Source organism: Phyllobacterium sp. 22552, assembly GCF_052044585.1.
In the GTDB taxonomy this organism is placed as follows: domain Bacteria; phylum Pseudomonadota; class Alphaproteobacteria; order Rhizobiales; family Rhizobiaceae; genus Phyllobacterium; species Phyllobacterium ifriqiyense.
Genome location: NZ_JBQENG010000008.1, coordinates 144,929 through 159,874, shown reverse-complemented (window position 1 = coordinate 159,874; position 14,946 = coordinate 144,929). Strand labels below are relative to the sequence as shown.

The 14,946-nt window shown below is 61.9% G+C and carries 16 protein-coding genes; 7 read left to right on the top strand and 9 right to left on the bottom strand.

Annotated features, from left to right (window positions below):
• Positions 1-235: 235 nt before the first annotated feature.
• The 3 genes from ACTJI9_RS18770 to ACTJI9_RS18760 all read right to left on the bottom strand — a co-directional run bounded on the left by ACTJI9_RS18770 (position 236) and on the right by ACTJI9_RS18760 (position 3,392).
• The gene (locus tag ACTJI9_RS18770) at positions 236-925 is read right to left on the bottom strand and encodes an LLM class flavin-dependent oxidoreductase (RefSeq protein WP_440810136.1); all 690 of its coding nucleotides are present in this window, start codon (positions 923-925) and stop codon (positions 236-238) included.
• A gap of 165 nt (positions 926-1,090) precedes the next feature.
• Entirely contained in the window at positions 1,091-2,170 is a 1,080-nt protein-coding gene (locus ACTJI9_RS18765) for an MBL fold metallo-hydrolase (protein WP_440810134.1), read from the bottom strand.
• Between the two features lie 43 nt (positions 2,171-2,213).
• Positions 2,214-3,392, bottom strand: coding sequence for an NAD(P)-dependent alcohol dehydrogenase (locus tag ACTJI9_RS18760; RefSeq protein WP_440810131.1), 1,179 nt, complete (start codon positions 3,390-3,392; stop codon positions 2,214-2,216).
• A 120-nt stretch (positions 3,393-3,512) separates the two neighbouring features.
• Between ACTJI9_RS18760 and ACTJI9_RS18755 the strand changes: the two genes are divergently transcribed.
• On the top strand, positions 3,513-4,412 hold the full coding sequence (locus ACTJI9_RS18755) for a LysR family transcriptional regulator (protein ID WP_440810129.1): 900 nt from the start codon (positions 3,513-3,515) through the stop codon (positions 4,410-4,412).
• A gap of 13 nt (positions 4,413-4,425) precedes the next feature.
• Here the strand turns inward: ACTJI9_RS18755 and ACTJI9_RS18750 are convergent, their stop codons facing one another.
• The 6 genes from ACTJI9_RS18750 to ACTJI9_RS18725 all read right to left on the bottom strand — a co-directional run bounded on the left by ACTJI9_RS18750 (position 4,426) and on the right by ACTJI9_RS18725 (position 8,265).
• A complete protein-coding gene (locus ACTJI9_RS18750) occupies positions 4,426-4,746 on the bottom strand; it encodes a hypothetical protein (protein ID WP_440810127.1) in 321 nt (106 codons plus the stop codon).
• Positions 4,747-4,999: 253 nt separating this feature from the next.
• A complete protein-coding gene (locus tag ACTJI9_RS18745) occupies positions 5,000-5,323 on the bottom strand; it encodes a hypothetical protein (RefSeq protein ID WP_440810125.1) in 324 nt (107 codons plus the stop codon).
• Between the two features lie 48 nt (positions 5,324-5,371).
• On the bottom strand, positions 5,372-5,524 hold the full coding sequence (locus ACTJI9_RS18740) for a hypothetical protein (protein WP_155755798.1): 153 nt from the start codon (positions 5,522-5,524) through the stop codon (positions 5,372-5,374).
• 289 nt (positions 5,525-5,813) lie between these two features.
• Positions 5,814-6,551: an SDR family NAD(P)-dependent oxidoreductase gene (locus tag ACTJI9_RS18735; RefSeq protein ID WP_440810124.1), complete on the bottom strand. Its 738-nt coding sequence runs from the start codon at positions 6,549-6,551 to the stop codon at positions 5,814-5,816.
• Between the two features lie 95 nt (positions 6,552-6,646).
• Entirely contained in the window at positions 6,647-7,600 is a 954-nt protein-coding gene (locus ACTJI9_RS18730; RefSeq protein ID WP_440810121.1) for a zinc-binding dehydrogenase, read from the bottom strand.
• Between the two features lie 68 nt (positions 7,601-7,668).
• Positions 7,669-8,265, bottom strand: a complete 597-nt coding sequence (locus ACTJI9_RS18725; RefSeq protein WP_440810120.1) for an NADPH-dependent F420 reductase — start codon at positions 8,263-8,265, stop codon at positions 7,669-7,671.
• 192 nt (positions 8,266-8,457) lie between these two features.
• Between ACTJI9_RS18725 and ACTJI9_RS18720 the strand changes: the two genes are divergently transcribed.
• From ACTJI9_RS18720 to ACTJI9_RS18695, 6 genes are all read left to right on the top strand, one after another.
• Positions 8,458-9,387: a LysR substrate-binding domain-containing protein gene (locus tag ACTJI9_RS18720; protein ID WP_440810118.1), complete on the top strand. Its 930-nt coding sequence runs from the start codon at positions 8,458-8,460 to the stop codon at positions 9,385-9,387.
• A gap of 308 nt (positions 9,388-9,695) precedes the next feature.
• Positions 9,696-10,556, top strand: coding sequence for a pirin family protein (locus ACTJI9_RS18715; protein WP_440810115.1), 861 nt, complete (start codon positions 9,696-9,698; stop codon positions 10,554-10,556).
• 53 nt (positions 10,557-10,609) lie between these two features.
• Positions 10,610-11,299, top strand: coding sequence for an alcohol dehydrogenase catalytic domain-containing protein (locus ACTJI9_RS18710; protein WP_440810112.1), 690 nt, complete (start codon positions 10,610-10,612; stop codon positions 11,297-11,299).
• Between the two features lie 314 nt (positions 11,300-11,613).
• Positions 11,614-12,573 (top strand): LysR family transcriptional regulator, encoded by a 960-nt coding sequence (locus tag ACTJI9_RS18705; RefSeq protein WP_440810109.1) that lies wholly within the window; start codon positions 11,614-11,616, stop codon positions 12,571-12,573.
• A 138-nt stretch (positions 12,574-12,711) separates the two neighbouring features.
• Positions 12,712-13,815 carry a Gfo/Idh/MocA family protein gene (locus ACTJI9_RS18700; RefSeq protein ID WP_440810106.1) on the top strand — a complete coding sequence of 368 codons (1,104 nt, stop codon included), beginning with the start codon at positions 12,712-12,714 and terminating at the stop codon, positions 13,813-13,815.
• A 67-nt stretch (positions 13,816-13,882) separates the two neighbouring features.
• Positions 13,883-14,899: an aldo/keto reductase gene (locus ACTJI9_RS18695; protein ID WP_440810103.1), complete on the top strand. Its 1,017-nt coding sequence runs from the start codon at positions 13,883-13,885 to the stop codon at positions 14,897-14,899.
• Positions 14,900-14,946: the final 47 nt, after the last annotated feature.

The following is a 14,946-nucleotide window of genomic DNA, read 5'->3' as shown; positions in this document are numbered from 1 at the left end:
AACGACGCGCTGGACGGAGCTCAACGCGGAGCTCCGTCCAGCTACGTGCCAGGCGCGCGCATCGACCTCACCAAATGTCTGTTTGACATAGCCGCGCGGCTCACGGCGCACGGATTCTGAATTGCGGAAGGACTTCAGTTCCGATCTCGTCGAAAACTTCAGCTACCGGTCTCTTGCTAAACTTGAGGTTCAGGCGACGTGGTTGACCCCATTTGAGCGCAGGTCGTCCAGAAGGTCAGCCAGCCGTCGTCGACCCACCCGATATCCGAGATGGATAGGGCCGGGCGGCATATCCGGATCTGCGGCCAGGTCGACGTAGAGCGATTGGGCAAGTGGCTTGAATCCTGCTCAGGCGGTCGAGTGCTTCTCGCCATTCCGAGGCGACCTGCGCCTGCTGAATGACATTGCGTGGGTAAGTGAGCCAGCCATCGCTACGTTGCGCGATCCAGTCCAGCGATTGCTGGCTTTGGCCGGTCACGAGGGTGGGCAGCCGCGGTGAGAGAGGTTTGGGCACGAGATCGCCTCCGCCCGCGAGCCGCCCGTAGTACGCCGACTCGTGGACCGGAAAACGCTTCGTGAGAAACGCCTCTACGTAGTCGAACGCTTCGCGGAAGAGTTCGGCGCGCAGGTTCGCGTCGCGGCCATAGGCAGGATACTCGACCGGGCGGTCGCCCGAAGCTACGCCGAACACGAAACGTCCGCCGGATAGGCGATCAATCGACGCAGCCGCTTTGGCGACATCTATCGGGGGGTGGAGCGGCAGGATGTCTATCCGTGGATCGCGGTTCCGCTCGATCGTCAAAGCCATCTGGTCGAGCAGTTCGGCATGCAGCCGCGCCGCCATCATCCGGATAATCGCCGATGCGTTCGTAGGTCGCCGGATTGATGGAGATGCGGAGGCTCGCCGACGAAACGAACGAGCCATTGATCCAATTCTTGGCCGAATAAGCCGTCATCTGAAAGTCCTTAGATAGCTGCATGACATGACGGTCCCTCCACCGCCGTGAATGGACTGGTGTTGCTAGAAAGCTCCTGCTCGTGCTTGAGCCCGCTGCGACCTCGCTTAAGCGGGCACGGACCGCATCGGGGATCAGGTCAGGAACGGGGGAGCATTTTCGCCGCGCAGGCGATAGTTGGGACGCGGGCGTTCAAGACGGATCGATTCGAGCACTGTGTAGGCGTGATACTTGGTCTGTGTGGTCACACCGGCGAGCCGTTCCGACCAGAGCTGGCCGTTGCTGCTGCGCTTCTCGAGTACATACTTGGTGGCGTAGTTCGCCATGGAGTTGATCCAGTTCTCGGTGCCGACGAACACTTTGTCCCAGCCGGCGCCGTCCAAGATGCTAATCAGGGCATCCGACCTCGAGAATCGATCGACGGCGGCTTGCGCGCCATCAAGGACGTCGGCGAAATACTCAATCGACGCCTTGACCGTCTCAGGCGTGCCGTACTTCATGTGGTGACCGGCGACGAGGAAGTCGAAGTCGAACTCGAGGAGCTGTTCCTGGGCCTGATACCAGCCGGTTATGTTCTGCGAAGCGTCGCAATGCATGAAGGTGGCGCTGCCGGGGCTGATGATGTCGATGACGGTCAGCACCTTCTGCGCCGGCGTGTAGATGAAGATGTTGCCGGGGCAGTGGTTCTCGCCCTTGTACGAGAGCTCTAGGGTCACACCGCCGACCGTCAGCGTGTGTTCCTTGTCGAAGGTCAGCGTCGGGATCGGACGGTTCGGATCGGGAAAGCGCTCGAGCAATTCCTTGGTGATCTCGTGAGCGACGATCTCGACGTTCGGCCCGAACACGGACGCGGCGCCGATGTGATCGGTGTGCCAGTGGCTGTAGATGACATGCGTCACGGGTTTGTTGGTGACATCCTCGATCGCTGCGAGCATATTCTCGCCGATCGTGGGCGGGGCATCAATCGCGATCACGCCGTCGTCCGTCACCACGAACGCCGCATCATAGCCACCGCTGGTAACCCAGTAGAAGCCGCCGCGCAGCTCCTCGACATGGTAGCCCAGCTTCTGGAAGCGCTCACTGGTGAAATAGGATGGATAGTAGTTCGGGGGATCCGCCGGATGCTCACCCGCCTCGGGAAAGCCGTAATTGTCGATTGCGAAGAATGCCGGCGTGTCGCTGGCGTTGATGGCTTTCTGATGGTTGTTGCACATGATCCGCTTCCTTTGCTGATAAATTGGGAGTCGCGCGGGACGCTCAGGCGTCCGTGGCCTCGAACCGGAGGACCGCCTTGATGACGCGACCGGCGGCGACGTCTTCGAACGCCTGGTTGATGTCCGCGAAGTCGTAGAAGGTGATCAACCGGTCGAACGGGAACCGACCCGTCCGGTAGAGGCCGATCAGTTCGGGGATCACCAGCGCCGACACGGCATCGCCTTGAATGATACCCTGGAGCGTCTGCCCGACTGTCAGACACGATGCGTCCACCATCGCGCCCGAATGGGCGTTGAAGGCGACGAAGCCGAAATGTCCCATCGGCGCCAGGGCACCAATCCCCGCATCGAGGTTCGCCGCGCGCCCGCTGGTGTCGAGAACGAACTCGACGCCCCTTGGCTCGATCTGCCGGATCGCGGCGGATACGTTCGTCTGGCCGGCCGCGTTGACGACGTGGGTAGCGCCAAGCTCTATGGCAAGCTTCAGTCGTTCTGCATTGATGTCGATGGCAATCACCGTGGCCGCGTCGGCGACCTTGGCGGCCATGATCGCGGCGAGACCGACCGCGCCCACGCCGAAGACGGCGACCGTGGCGCCGACCGGAACCCTCATCGCGTTCAGGATCGCACCGGCGCCGGTCTGGAAGCCGCAGCCGAGCGGCCCCAGGATCTCCAGCGGCACGTCGCTGGGCACCTTGATGGTGTTGCGCTGATGCGCAAGCGCATAGGTGGCGAAAGAGGATTGGCCGAAGAAATGGGCGTGCAGAGCCTCCGCGCTGTTCCGCTCGACGCCGATGGAGCCGTCCAGCCTCGCGCCCGCAAAGTTGGCCTCCCACACCTTCTCGCAATAGGCGGCGTGAGACGACAGGCAGGGTTTGCACTGTCCGCACGAATGGTAGGAGAGCACGACGTGGTCCCCAGGCTTGAGGTGGGTGACCGATACTCCAGTACGCACGACGAGGCCCGCGCCCTCGTGGCCGAGGATTGCCGGTAGTGGCGTCGGCATCAGCTGTTGCCGGACATGGGCATCGGTCGCACAGATGCCAGTTGCGACCATGCGGACCAGCACCTCGTCCGGCCGGGGCGTTTCAAGTGTCACATCCTCCATCACGAAGGAAGCATCCTTTCGCTCGATCACGGCAGCGCGAGCACGCGTGATCGCGCTCTGACCGTGCAGAGCGCGGGGAATGTCCGCTGCTTCAGGGTTTCGCGATCTTGTCATCGGTGGCCTCCAGGGAGCTCGATTGCGAGGGAAGCGGTTGGTGTTTCCGCTGCCCTTTCCTCGAAAATACCGATCCTGTAGTGTTGCAGTAGCCGCCAAAGCAGAAACGTGGAGTTGCTAATGCCAGAACCCGAGCCCGTTGACTTGTTGGACGTGATCGCATTCATCCGAGTGGTGGAAACCGGAAGCATTGCAAATGCTGCCGCGCGCCTCGGCATCGTCAAATCTATCGTGAGCCGGCGCGTCAGCCGCCTCGAGACTGTTCTTGGTGCTCAGTTGCTGACCCGCACGCCGAGGGGCACGAGGTTGACGGATATTGGTCGCGAATATCATGCGCATGCGGCCGCAGGCCTATCGCAACTGGAATCGGCGCAGGAGGTCGTCAGCAAGTCGACCAGCGAGATTTCTGGCCAGCTGCGAATTCAGGTTCCGGCCGCCTTTGGCGAGTTTCTGCTGGCGCCGCTACTGGCGGAATTCGCGCTTCTCTATCCGCTTATCCAGTTCGATGTTCGCTTTACCGATCGTCAGGTGGACATGGTCGCCGAGGCGTATGATCTTGCGATCTGGCCCGGCGCCGTTCCGGACTCGATTCTCATCACCCGCAAGTTTGCCAAGGTTCGCTGGGCAGTGGTAGCCAGCCCGGCCTACCTCGATGCGCGCGGACGTCCTGCGGTCCCCGCTGACCTGGCGGCGCACGACACCATTCTCTACGCGCTGGATCCCGGCCGTTGGCGCTTTCAGGGCCGCGAAGGCTGGGAGCACGTGCGCATGAACTCCCGATTCTGCACTGATAACGGGCAGATGCTCCTGGCCGCTGCGCGCGCAGGTCTGGGGGTTGTACTTGCTCCAATGTTCATGGTCGAAGGCCCTTTGGAGCGAGGCGAGCTCGAAGCGATCCTTCCCGATTTCCAGCACGAAGGGGGGGATCTGCAGATCTTCATGCCGCCTGCACGCGCCGGTATCGCGCGTGTGCGGGCATTGGTGGATTTCCTCTACGAGAAATTCGACCGGGAAATCTAAGTCGTTTGCCGGGTCAGGGCAATCTCCAGGCCGCCAGAACCAGCAGGGCACCACCAATCGCCATCGCGGCCAGTGCGGCAGTAACACCTCGGCTAGGGCGTGGCGGCTGCCAGCCCCCATCACTCGATGCAACATGAGGCCCGCCCGCGGCTGCGGGCTGATCGACTGTGTTGGCGCTGAGCTGAATCCGCAGTTCCGCCATCTTCCGCCGGATGCGTAAAGCGAGGATAACCGCCAAATATGCCGTCATGAGCGCCGCCAGTGCGGCCACGAGACGGAGCGTATCCGATTGCGCCGTGAGCGGAGCGGCGCCAGCTGCCACGCGCCCGTCCATGTAGCTTCCCAGCAGCGCAGATCCGGCAAGCGCCGAGTGCGTTGACGACGCCGAACAGCACGATGAAACTGATCAATTCCCTGCTACCGTACTGGAGTGCGTTGGTGATGCCGAGCAGTAGCGCCGGACCCAGGAAGAACGTCCCCGCGAACGCGATCCCCGCCTGCGATACATAGAAGCGCCACAGATCATGCGGATTAGCCGAGGTGCTCTCACCAAAGGCCGCGATGTGCAGCGTAGAGGCTGAGCGAAGTCAAGGCGAAGCGGCGCAGGCCATATAGCTGGCGAATCTTGATCGGCAGCAGATTGCCGAAACGGCGCTCATGACATGGCTGGTCGTCAGCCACACCGCCTGTTCGACACTCAAACCCAGAACCTGTTGCAGTTGAGCAGTGTTGACGCTCACCAGCGCGCTGCCGAGGCCCGCCGTCGTTCCCACCAGCACCGCGACCAGGATGTGGGCGAGTCTGGTCGCCGGATCCTGCGAGGGGGTTGCGGGCGAACCGGCGACAGCAGGCCGCTGATGCTCCGGAAAGTCACAGGGTTTATCATCCAGAATGTCGCGAAACAGGGTCATGAGTCTGTAATCATGTAGTTCATCGAAAGGATTTGATCCCGAACGAGGCTAGGATATGAGGAAAGCTGAAACAAAGAAACGCCACTGATGATTGCGGCTACCGAAGGCGATACCGTTGACGCCCACAGCGTCGGCAGGCGCAGACATGTTAGCCGGAAATGAGCTTTTTGCCGGCGGCAGCCATGCATCATCCATGATCATCGAGAACCCTTTCCAGTCCACGATCCCAGTACGGTTGAAGCCCAAATCGACTGACAACCCGGTCGATGAAGAGCGAGCGGTGTCTATTTTGCGCAGGTCATAACCCCCGCAGTGGCACGATGCCCCGCGCGACGGGCCGGTCCGCTCCTAAAAGACACGCGACCTAGACGCCGTTCGAACACGCTATTTGATGATGGTGCAAAGTGGATGAGAGTGGAAAGCTAGTAGGTGGTAGTATCAAGTTAGCTCCCACTCTCCTATGTTGCAAGTCACGGACCCGCTGGTGTGTTTAGGTCAGCGTGCCACCATCAACGGTCAGGATGGTTCCGGTGATTTGTCGGGCCGCACCAGATGCGAGGAATGCAACCGCAGCCGCGATATCCTCCGGCTCGCCGTACCGGCCGAGCGGAATTAGAGCACGCTGGAAATCTCCGAACTCGCCCTCGGCCGGGTTCATTTCCGTGTTGGTTGATCCCGGCTGAATGAGGTTGACAGTGATGTCACGAGGGCCAAGTTCTCGCGCCAGACCGCGGGTAAATGATTGAAGTGCCGATTTTGTCATTGAATAAACCGTCGACGGTCCGACAATGCGTTCTGCGCCTGCGGAGCCGATTGTGACGATCCGGCCACCTTTGCCAAGATACGGCATCACGGCTTGCGATGCCAGGATCGGGGAGCGAGCGTTGACAGCAAAAAGGGCGTCGATCTCGGCGACGGTGAAATCCGCCACATCCTTGTAGATCGCGATAGCAGCATTGTTCACCAATATGTCGAGGCCGCCCAACGCCTGCGCCGCCTCATCAACCGACCACTTGACCGCATTGGGGTCCATGCTGTCAGCCTGGATAGCCAACGCCTTGCGCCCTTTGCCTTCGATCGTTGCGACAACTTGCGCTGCCCGATCAGCGGCGCGTTCGTACGTGATCGCAACGTCGGCGCCTTTTTCGGCCAGTGCGATTGCGATCGCGGCTCCAATGCCGCGGGACGCACCAGTCACAAGCGCACGTTTACCTGCTAGTTCACTCATCGATCATTCCTTTCTTTATCGACAGGGGAAATGTTTCGCCCGGCCGCCTTGCGGCGGGCGTCCGTGCGGCCTGCCGCCGTACGATTATTTTCGGATTACGCGATCAGGACCGGCAGACCGCTCAAGCGGCGGTTGTCCATATCGTCATGCGCGCGGGCTATCTCGTCGAACGGATAGCGCGTGGTTTCGAGATCACTGAATATGCCTGAGCGCAGTGCATCCCATAGCTGAGTGGTCGCGATTTCGACTGCCGATCCCCAGACGTATTGAGGGGTACCGCCGCTGCGGACAACGACGCCTCGTCGCACAAGATCGGGGGTCGGCGCCGGCTGACCCGACGCGGCTCCAATCGTGGCAATCACGCCACCATCACGGACGCTTGACACGCCTAGCGCAAAGGTCGCCCGGCCAACCAAATCATAGACGACGTCGACACCGTCAGGTGCGATCGTGCGGATCTTGGCGGCGATGTCCGGCTCGCCAGCGTAGAAGGCATGGGTGGCACCGGCCGCGACCTTGTCGAACTTGTCCGGGGATCCGGCGACGCCGATCACGGTTGCGCCCAGCGACTTTGCCCAGCGAGACAGGATGGCGCCCACGCTTCCCGATGCCCCAAGTACCAGCACCGTGTCGGGGGACTTGAGATCGTGGAGACCACGCATCCCCATCCAGGCTGTCCCACCCTTCGCCAGGAAGGTCGCCGCAGTCTCGTTCGAGATATCGGCGGGCAGGCGGATGAGCGGCGCGGTCGGAATGATCCTCTCGGTGGCATATGCGCCTTCCGAAAAGAAGTAAGCCACTCGGTCGCCGACCAACAACCCCTCGACGCCGGATCCGACCTCGGTGATCGTCCCGGCTGCTTCGAAACCGGGAACCGCCGGCAACGCTATCGGATACTGGCCCTTTCGTATCATCGTATCGACAAAGTTGAGGCCGATCGCGTCCTGAATGAGCCTGACCTCGCCGGCTCGTGGCGCGCGCAGGTCTTTCTCAACGATTTGCAGGACGGAGGGGCCGCCGGTTGACTGAATTTGAATGAATTTTGACACGATATCGTCTCCGGGTTTCAGATGGCTGGCGGCGCCTCCGGTGAAATACGAGGTGGGCGCAGCGATGCTCAGTTGAACTTGACGAGGTTGAGAGCAGGCAACGGACCGCCGGGGAACTGAACCAGTTGGCCGCCGATCGAGAGGGAGCCGAGATCGATCCCGAAGAAGCCTATGCGGTCGATGATGGCCGCAACCTCGGCTTTGGCCCTAGTGTCGTCGCCGGAATAGAACAGGACTCGCCTGCCGCCTTCCGACTGGGGGTCGCCCGACAACTGTTCGGGCCTTAGATGGTTGAACGCCTTCACGACGCGCGCGCCCGGCACGAGTGTGTGGAAGATTTCCGTGGAGGTGCGGCCGCCAAGGTCCGCAGGCCGGTAGAGCGGCGCTTCAATGGAGTTGTTGGCATCGATCACGATCCTGCCGTCGAAATTCAGGCCGGCGAGCGCGCCAGGAATCTTTGACCACGGAACTGCCACGAGAACGATGGCATGCGCTGCGACCTCTTGCAGGCTTCCAGCCCGGATCGTGCTGCCGAGGTTCGAAACGAGCGTCGTAAGACTTTCCGGTCCGCGGCTGTTCGCGATCACGGCATCGATGCCTGCCTTACCGAGCGCCATGGCAAATGCACCTCCTTTATTGCCGGCTCCGATGATTCCAACGGTCATGATCCAGACCTTCCAAGTCAGTTAGCGGTTGTTTTGGCGGCGGCCGGTCCTTCTGCTTCATCCTTGGCCTGATGCCGTCGGCGTCGCAGAAATCCGGTGTTGCTGTTGACCCGAATATGGCTGGCAAATAGACACAGCATAAGTCATAGATGGATTGTTTTAGTTTCAATCAATGTTTGAAGGTTGCTTATTATGGAGACGCTGGCAAACCTAGAAGCGTTCGTTCGAAGCGCGGAAGCGAGCAGCTTTTCCGGGGCTGCTCGGCGTCTCTCGATCACACCGGCCGCAGTCAGCCGGAACGTTGCGATGCTGGAACGAAACCTCGGCATACGGCTGTTTCACCGCTCGACGCGGAAGTTGACCTTGACCGAGGCGGGGGAGTCCTTTCTGGCAAGCATCGGCGACAGCCTGAACCACCTTCAGGGGGCAATCGACGGGGCATCACAAACGAAGGGCGAGCCTGTCGGCGTTCTGAAGCTCAGCATGAGTTTAACGTTCGCTATGGGATACGTTCTTCCCGCACTGCCCGACTTTCTGGCCCGTTACCCGGGCGTCAGACCTGACTGGCATTTCGACAGCCGCAAGGTCGATCTTATCGCCGAGGGTTTCGACGCCGCGATCGGCGGTGGTTTCGAACTCAATCCGGGCGTCGTTTCCACGACGATCGCACCGGTTCACGTTATCGCGGTCGCTTCGCCCGGCTATTTTGCTGGACGTCGCCGGCCGACTAGCCCTGCCGATCTGGCCGATCATGCCGGGATCTTGATGCGGTCCTCCAATTCAGGCCGGATCAGGCAATGGATGATGCGTGACGCCCAGGGGCGCGAAGAGCGCGCGCTGCTCAACGAGACGATCGTGATGAGCGACGCCGCCCCCATGGCGCAAGCGGCGATCGCAGGGCTCGGCATCGCGTTGCTGGCTGTGCCCGATGTGTTGCCGCATCTGGAAAGTGGTGCGCTCGAACGTATCCTTCCGAAGTGGTATGCCGATGCCGGATCGATCTCGCTCTACTACTCAGGCCGCGTGCTCCAACCGCTAAAAACACGCGCTTTCATCGACTTCTATACTGAATATTTCCGTCGCGAGCGCCTCAGTGCTCGGTTTGCAGGCAGTCTCGGATAATGTCCACACGTCCTTGTTAGTTTCTTTGAAAACCGTGGTAGTTGGACCGCATTGAATATCCCATGTTCAACACATGCTTGAATATGATCCAACTGATATGACGCTAATATTCTAGGATAGAATGTCGATTGGTCCTAGTCGATCGGTTGCACTTCTTCACGCATCTTTGGGTTCCTCGTTGCGCAACACTGGGTTCTCGAACCCCTATCTTGATCGAGGCCGGTCCGATCCGAGATGATTGGCGATGATGCCGAGGTGGCGCCGATCGCGGCGAACTCGGTCCCCAAGTTACGAGAAGGACCAGAATTATGCTGCAGAGATCGATTGACCGCATCACAAGCATACCTCCACTCGGCCCGGGCTTCGACGGCGAGCGGCACAAGGCCGCATTGTTGATCGCGCCCGGCGACCTTGCCTCGACCGATCCGTTCTTCCTGATGGCCGACGACAACATCACGCTGGAGGGACGTTTCGGCGATGCACATCCCCATGCCGGCCTCGAAACCGTGACCTTCATGCTCAAAGGCACGATGGAGGATACCGGCGGCCGGCTGGAGGAAGGCGATGTGGAGTGGATGACGGCGGGCAGCGGCATCGTCCACTCGGAGAATGCGGTGGTCTCGACGGGGATGCGTCTGTTCCAGCTCTGGCTGATCCTGCCGGAAGCGCAGCGCAACATGCGCCCCCGGGTGCAGGTTCTGCGCCGTGCCGATATGCCGGTGCACGCTGAGCCGGGGGTCACGGCGATAGTCTACAGCGGCCAGTTGGAGGATGCGGCAGCGCCGACTTTGAACGCGGTGCCTGTCACCTTGATCGACATTCATCTAGAAGCAGGAGCCGCCTTCGCGCCGCAACTGCCCGCCTCCTACAACGCCTTCGTCGTCTTGATCGATGGCGAGCTGGAGGCTGGCGTCACCAGCGAGCAACTGGCCACAGGCTCGGTGGGCTGGACCGCGCCGATGGGCGATGGCACGAGCTCGCTCACGATGCGCGCACGCGATCGCGGCGCGCGGGTGCTGCTTTACGCCGGGCAGCCACAGAGCATCGAGGTGGTAGCGCAAGGGCCGTTCATTGCGGGATCGGCGAGTGAACTCGCCGGCTACTATGCCGCTTACCGTCAGGGCAAGTTCCCTCATGCCGGCACGATGCGGCCGGTCGCCCACGCGTAGCAACGTTTCGTCGCGCCGCGATCGTCGTGCGGCACCCTCCAAGGAAAAGGGTTATGGCCAGAAAAGTCGAAATGCAGTCGATCGGCACGCCCGCCGTTCTCAAGATCGTCGAGACGGACGTCGGATCACCCGGGGCGGGTCAGGTGCGACTGGTCCAGGATGCGATCGGCATCAACTATGTCAACGTGATGGTGCGCACAGGGCTCTTCCCGATGCGCCTGCCCACCACGCTGGGCTTCGAGGCGGCGGGTGTGATCGACGCTGTCGGACCGGGCGTGACGGGATTCGAACGGTGCGACCGCGCCGCCTATTTCTTCGTCGAGGGGGCCTATGCCACGGCGTCACTGAAACCCGCAGAGAATCTGGTTCGGCTGCCCTATGACATCTCCAACGAGGTCGCGGCAACGTTCCTGGCGAAGGGCCTGACCGCGTGGATGGGGTTGTATGCGCTGCACCGGATCACCGCCGGCGACGTCATCCTCTTGCTCGGCGCATCGGGCAGTGTCGGTTCAATTCTTTCGCGTTGGGCACGAGCGCTCGGCGCGACGGTGATCGGCGTGGCCGGGACGGCTGAGAAGCTCACCAACGTCGAGGCGGGCGCGACCCACGCGTTCCTCGCAAGCACCCCGGAACTGTCCACCAAGATCCGCCGGGCGTGCAGTCAGGTGTCGAAGTGGTCTATGATTTTGTCGGGAAAGCGACCCTTCTATTGGGCGTTGCCGCCGTGCGCGATGGCGGCGTGATCGCAGCGATCGGCGCTGCGTCGGGGCAGCCTCCGGCAGTGACCGAGCAGATGGCGTCGCGCGGCATCCAGATCCGTGCCGGCGGTACCGCGCAGTATGCATGGCGGAACCGTCGCGGTCGCTGCGGAACAGCTCTGGGATGCGGTCCGGGCAGATCTTTACAGCGATCTCGAAGTCGTCCGCTACCGCTTCGACTAGATCGGTGGAGCGCACGCCGACATGGCGAGCCGGCGGCTGGGGGGCTTTCCTGTCCTGATCGTCTGAAGGAGCAGCCCGATGCTTGTCACTGATAGCACGTGCGACTATACATCCACATGATGGATTTACACGGCATTGACCTCAACCTGCTTGTGGCGCTCGACGCATTGATCGCCGAGCGGAACGTCACGCGTGCCGGCCAGCGTATCGGACGCACGCAACCGGCGATGAGCGCCGCCCTCAATCGTCTGAGAGGATTGTTGCGGGACGAATTGTTCGTTAGGGGACCCCACGGCCTTCAACCCACGCCACGCGCGCTGGAACTGGCGGAGCCGATCTCCCTGGCACTGCGCAACATTCAGCAAACGCTGGAATTCACGCAAGAGTTCGATCCATCTGCTGTGGCGATGACGTTCTCGCTGGGGCTCTCGGGGCATACCGAAAGCGTGGTTCTTCCGCCTCTGATCCGGATACTCGCCGACCGGGCGCCGTTCGTTGACCTTCGGGTTCGCGACTATGGCAGCCGGGACGAGGCCACTCGCATGCTGGACGCCGGCGAGGTTGACATGGCGGTCGGACTTCCGCCGGTCGATACCGGTCGAATCCTGAGCGCCCGTTTGTTTCAGGATCGCTTCGTGTGCATCCTGCGCAGGGACCATCCTGCGGTGAGCCAGCCGCTCGACATGGAAGGGTTCCTGTCGCTGCCGCACATCCTGGTCTCACCGGAGAACGAAGGGCTGGACGTGGCCGACGCCGCGCTCGCCACCAAAGGCCTGAAGCGCCGGGTCGCAGTCACGGTTCAGCATATGGCGAGCGCGCCGGAACTGGTCGCCGCTTCCGACATGGTGGCAACCGTTCTCGAGAGCGTCGTCAGGCAATCGGGTTGTTCGGAGCAACTCACGGTGCGGGACTTTCCGCTGCGGCTGAATCCCGTGCCGTTCGTCCTAAACTGGCATCGCCGCAATGACGTGCATCCGGCGCAGCGCTGGCTCCGCAACTGCCTTTCCGGCGCCTTCCCGCACGTGTGGCAAGGCTCTGAACAGGTCTGCGCCGACCTCAGACAGCAATATTACTGAGGCAGGTCTCACGGATAGTCATCCATGCGATGGATGATGATGCATATCCGATATCGATTTCAAGATATCGATCCCGCCCGTTTAAATGCCAGGCGACAGCGCCAATGAGCGCTCGAATATCAATTCTGGAGCATAATCATGACGGACAGGAAGTTTCGTGTCGGGATCATCGGCGCGGATACGCAGGCGAGCTGGGCTGGCGCATCACACGTCCCCGCGCTTGCGGCGCAGCCATCGCTGGTGCTTGCAGGAGTGGCGACACGCCGGGAGGACAGCGCGAGGGCTGCTGCCGAGGCATTCGGCACCGAGCGCTGGTATGCGGATCCCTATGAGCTCATCCGGGACGAGAGCATCGACGTCGTAACCGTCGCCGTGAAGGTTCCGGCGCACCATGACCTGGTAATGGCAGCGTTGAAAGCGGGCAAGGCGGTCTATTCCGAGTCACCGCTCGGAGCGACCTTGGCGGAAACCGAGGCGATGGCGGCTGCGTCCAAATCGCTTCACACTGCGATCGGATTGCAGGGTCGCCACAATCCGGCTGTACGCCGCGCCGCGGAACTGGTCGCTTCCGGCAAGCTTGGACGTCTGCTGTCGGCCCGAGTCGACGCGACGACGTTCGGCTACGGGCCCCAGACGACGAGCAACTACGACTATTTCAACAAAGCCGCGTCGGGCGCGAGTTTCATGACGATCACGAGCGCCCATGTCCTCGATGTGATCGAAGCTATTCTGGGTGACATCACCGAGGTCGACGCCCGCGTCGCGCTCCTCTGGCCGGAGATCGAGGTCGTCGATACCGGGGATATCACGGCCCGCGAGATCCCGGATCATCTTGACCTGATCGCCAAGACTATGAGCGGAGCGCCGGTATCGGTCCAGGTGCTCGCCGGCGTTCCGGCCGAAGACGCGCGCTTCACTTTCGAAATTCGTGGAACCGAGGGACGGCTGACCCTGACCGGCCATCACCTCGCCGGCGTACAGGTCGGCGATCTCAGGCTCACGGCGAGCGTCGCGTTCACACCACCCGACACGCCGATCGCGACTGGTGTCGGCCCGACCGCCGCAGATTTTTGGGCCGGCGCCGCGATCAACGTCGGGGAAGTCTACGCCTCGTTCGCACGTGACCTGATCGCGGGCACTTACAAGACGCCGGGGTTCGATCACGCGCTTCGCAACAGCCGCCTGATTGCTGCGGTGGAGCGCGCGGCCCGGACGGGCGAGCGGCAGAGCGATCTCAGCTGACCTGATTTTCAAACGGGACCCGGCGTCACGTTCTACGCGCCGGGCCGTCAAGACAAGGAGATGTAGTATGCGGATGCGCAAGCTTGGCAGCAGCGGACTGTTCGTGTCCGAGCTCTGCTTCGGTGCGATGACCTTCGGGGGATCGGACGGTCTGTGGGGACAGGTCGGAAAACTGGGGCAGAACGATGCGGATGCGCTGATCGGCGCCGCGCTGGATGCGGGCGTCAACCTCTTCGATACGGCCAACATCTATGCGCATGGCCGAAGCGAGGAGATTCTGGGCCGATCGCTCAAAAATTTGGGCGTGGCGCGGGAGGATGTGGTTGTCGCGACGAAGGTGGCGTCGCCCATGGCCGATGGACCGAACCGAGGCGGCGCGTCGCGGCTTCACATCCTGAGCGAGTGCCGCGCCAGTCTGCGCCGATTGGGGCTCGACCATATCGATCTCTACCAGATTCATGCCTTCGACCCGGCGACCCCGATGGAGGAAACGCTGGAGGCGCTCGACACCCTCGTTCGTACAGGCGATGTTCGCTACATCGGGCTGTCCAACTGGGCTGCCTGGCAGGTCATGAAGGCCATCGGCATTACGCGCGCGAGAAATCTGGCGCCGATCACCTCGCTGCAGGCTTATTACACGCTCGTCGGCCGGGACGTGGAGCGCGAGATCGTGCCGCTCCTCGCCTCCGAGCAGGTGGGCCTGATGGTATGGAGCCCGCTCGCCGGAGGCTATCTGACTGGAAAGTACGCCGACGGCGGAAATCCCGAAGGCGCACGGCAGACCGAACTCGACTTCCCCCCGATCGACCGCGTCCGGGGTGAGCCGCTGATTCGCGTCCTCAAGGACGTTGCCTACAAGCATGATCGCAGTCCCGCGCAGATCGCGATCGCGTGGCTCCTCAAACAGCCGGTGGTGTCGACCGTCGTCATCGGCGCCAAACGGGTCGAGCAGTTGCGCGAGAACGTTCAGGCCACAGAGGTCCAGCTTGACCCGGACGACATGGTGCGTCTCGATTCCGTCAGCCGCCTGCCGGTCGAGTATCCGGGCTGGCTTTTGAATGCGCCGAGCAGTCGCGGCTCGTGATCCTTGCGGGTTACATGGCTGCCGTTCGCTTGGGTTCCTCAAACAGC